At 59.1% G+C, this 2,783-nt stretch carries 3 protein-coding genes; all 3 read right to left on the reverse strand.

The genetic code is table 11. The features are described from left to right. Positions 1-612: 612 nt before the first annotated feature. The gene (locus ACODTJ_RS29015; protein ID WP_488851678.1) at positions 613-1,131 is read right to left on the reverse strand and encodes a hypothetical protein; all 519 of its coding nucleotides are present in this window, start codon (positions 1,129-1,131) and stop codon (positions 613-615) included. 28 nt (positions 1,132-1,159) lie between these two features. After that, on the reverse strand, positions 1,160-1,711 hold the full coding sequence (locus ACODTJ_RS29020; RefSeq protein WP_488851680.1) for a thermonuclease family protein: 552 nt from the start codon (positions 1,709-1,711) through the stop codon (positions 1,160-1,162). Positions 1,712-1,845: 134 nt separating this feature from the next. Continuing rightward, positions 1,846-2,783: helix-turn-helix domain-containing protein (locus ACODTJ_RS29025; protein WP_488851682.1), on the reverse strand; the 938-nt coding region annotated here is incomplete at its 5' end.

Raw genomic sequence — 2,783 nt, forward strand, 5'->3', positions numbered from 1 at the left:
GTGGCCGGATATTGATCGGAATGCCGGCCGGCTTCACGTCGGAATCCGCAGTCAGGCGGGCAGGCTCAGCGTGGTGTTCAGCTTGGTCGCCATCGTCATCAAGGCTACTGACGATGATCCTCCAACCAGCCGTCGTCAAGGGCATAGGGCACATCGCTCCGAGAACAGAGAATCGCCACGGCTAGAAGAGACCAGCCTGAGCGACCGCCGCCACGCCGATAGCCTACCCGTCGATGTAGGTGATAACATGATCTGGGAAACCACGCGCCCACTCGCGTGCCGCGAACTCCAACTCGGAAATCAGCAAGCGGTACTCGTCCGCGATGCCGCCAGCGCCTGCTGCGTTCGACCTCGACCAGTAGGCCGAGGCATCACAGGCCAGTTCGTAACTTCGCAGAGGTCTCGCAAAGCAGCGTCGGATGCGGCTTTCAAATGAAGGGCCGCCCGACCTTCCGGCCAGCGGAGCATCAGTCGCGCCAATCCGGCCCTCTGCTCGCGCGTCATCATGCTCCCTGCAACGCTCATGCGTTTCAGAAGTTTCCCGACAAATCCTTCGCCATCAATACCCATTCTCCTGGCTCATCCGATCCCGGAAACGGATGAAAGGGTCTTCTAGCCGCGATTGGCAAGAGGAGGAGGCTGCATCCGAAATGCTGCCCTGACCTTCGTGCTAACCTCTTTCAAGGTGGCGGACATCCGGTTGAGTTCCGACAAGCGGCCTGCCTGCTCCGGGCCGTATCGAGCAACCAGATACTCACGCTGATCATAGATTTGCCTGAGATGCGCCAGTGTCTTTACCCGGAGGCGAAGGCCCTTCTCAGTCGCCATAGCCGCCCGCTGAGCCAGATCGTGCTGGAGCCCACGCACCTGCTTATGATCGCTGCCGTGGAAGATGAGGAAGGCGTTCAGATATATCTCGACGGCATGAATCGCACACAGGCGCGCCGGGGCGGAGGACAGCGAGCTTTTGCGGCTAACCTGAGAAAGCAGCGAATGGGCCACTGCGAGATACTCGTCAGCCAAGCCAATGAACTGTTCAACCGTCGCTTCACTGCCCGGATAGGCGGCGCGCTCCGTGGTGGAGGCTGATGGCGGCGGCTTTGTCGGAGTGTCGGCGCTGAGGGCGGTCACCGGCTTGTTCTCTTCGTCGTCACCATCATCAACACCAGGGTCGGCGTCGGCCCTGCCATGGCCGAGCCAATCCCTCGGCTACCAGGATTTGGCCCACGGAGCGCCCGTTCTGGTAAACCACGCGCAGAAGGCGGCCATACTGATCCCGATCTCGCGACCCATAGCCTTCGAGCGAGAAAGACGCTTCAGACAGTAGCTCAGCCAAACGGTACTTTGCCCGATCGCCCAACGCCCTTTCACTCGCGCACTTGGCCTGCTCAGTTTCTGGGGCGTCGATGTCGGCAATTCTGATTTTTTCGGCTCGGTACCAGAATGTGTCTCCGTCAACGACGCAGTCGCCGGTCGCGCGTCCGCACATCCTGAACGACACCTGCTGGGTTTCGCTGAGCGATCGCGAACCTGGGCGGACAACGACCACCTGAGGTTCCGCAGGTAGAAATTCTCTTCGGATATGATTCACCCGCTCTGGCGAAGGCGTCAGCAGCCCGAGCCCCGCTCCCAGAGCGATGATGAACGAGCATCCGCACACCACGGCCCATTGAACCGCGCTCATCCCGGCAATGTCTCGTCGTAACGACATGCGCAGCCCCTCAACAGCGACACTGCCATCGACGATCTAAGGATTGGCAAACTTCTGCGCCGCAAATGGAGCGATGCCGCAGGTTTTTCGCGAAACTGCTGGCGGAAGCCAAGGCTCCGCCGCAAGTCGGTCGCCTAGTCCGCCGATACCGCCACTGAAACCTCAAACCCGGAAAGCTGTTCAAGCCTTCCAACGTTGAGCAGCCGCACGCCCTCTGGAACCGGCAAGATGATCCCCTCTCGCGCAAATCGGGCCAACGTGCGGCTGACCGTTTCCATTGTAACCCCGAGATAGTCCGCGATATCGCGACGAGACATCGGCAAATGCACTGTTATCGATTGCCTACCCACCCGCGCCCACCGTTCGCGCATCCTGAGAAGAAAACATGCAATCTTCTCTTCCGAGCGTCGGCGTCCGAGCAGCAGTATGTGTTCCTCGGCCTCCGCCAGTTGGGCCTGGGCGAGTTCGTAAAGGCGAGCCAACACCTCTGATTGCCCGGCGAACGAGATGTTGAGACCTTCACGTCGGAAGGAATGGGCTCTCACCGCATCGATCGCGTCCGCCGAAAAGCTCAGTTCATTTCCTAGAGAAGGAACGATCCAGTCTCCCGGTATCGAAAATCCGAGGATTTGGCGGCGACCATCCATGAGGGTCTTGTATCTTCTCACCACCCCAGCAGAGATCAAGAGCACATGTTGATTAGGTTTTCCTGCCTTGAACATGATCTCATTGGGCTCGAAAGATTTTTCACATGCAAGGTGTGGCCAGCGGGCCAAGGTTGTCTTAAGCGGCTTCGGCGAATCTAGCGGCTCATCGACCAAGCTATATGCCGTCGAAATCTCAGAAATTCGCTTTGTATTTACGCTAGTCATCGCGATCTCTCCGAATCTCATGACGATAGCGTCGGTCAATGTGTCGGGAAACCCTGCATTTCCTGGGCTGGCGACGATCCCCGATCGTGGCGTCGAGCGTAGCCGGAACCATCCCCTTCCGACCCTCGTCACGCCCCTCATCTCACAAACGGTCGTTTCCGCGAGGCACGTGATGTGGGCGAGATCGTGGGGGATTCTGC

Source organism: Allobosea sp. FG18 (genome assembly GCF_057809495.1).